The sequence below is a fragment of the Affinundibacterium seohonense genome, from assembly GCF_014284305.1.
Lineage (GTDB): Bacteria > Pseudomonadota > Gammaproteobacteria > Burkholderiales > Burkholderiaceae_D > Undibacterium > Undibacterium seohonense.
In genome coordinates this window covers 1-555 of the sequence record NZ_JACOFW010000083.1, presented here as the reverse complement: position 1 = coordinate 555, position 555 = coordinate 1, and the positions used below count along the sequence as shown (strand labels likewise).

General features: G+C 54.8%; 1 pseudogene. It reads right to left on the bottom strand.

What is annotated here, in order from left to right:
• A pseudogene (locus tag H8K52_RS20645) lies at positions 1-555 on the bottom strand (hypothetical protein); the annotation flags it as partial.

Sequence of the window (555 nt, the reverse complement as noted above, 5' to 3'; positions counted from 1 at the left end):
CTACTGTTGTGGTTGCTGACAGAGACACGGTGTAGACGAGATCATTGCCTTCGACCACATTGTCACCAGCGACGCCTGGTGCGCCTGGTTCGACGGTGGTGATGCTTGGTTGGTCATCATCAATAATACCGCCATTGCCTGTCACACCACCAATGACCAATGGTAAGGATTCTGGTGAGGCGGAATCGACGACACTGTCGTTGATCGTCGCAACGGTGACCGTGAAGCTGGAAACACCGGCTGGAACGATCAGGCTGCCACCGACTAAGGTCACACCATTGCTGAACGTGGCTGTGCTGTTGTAATCGGCACCGGCTGTCGCTGTACCACCGCCTAAGTTGTAAGCATAAGTCGAAGCGACCGTTGTGGCAGCGCTTAAGCTGACTGTGTAGACCAAGTCATTGCCTTCGACCACATTGTCACCAGCGACGCCTGGTGCGCCTGGTTCCACTGTCGTGATGCTTGGTTGGTCATCATCCAAGATACCGCCGTTGCCTGTTACCCCACCGATCACCAATGGTAAGGATTCTGGTGAGGCGGAATCGACGACACTGT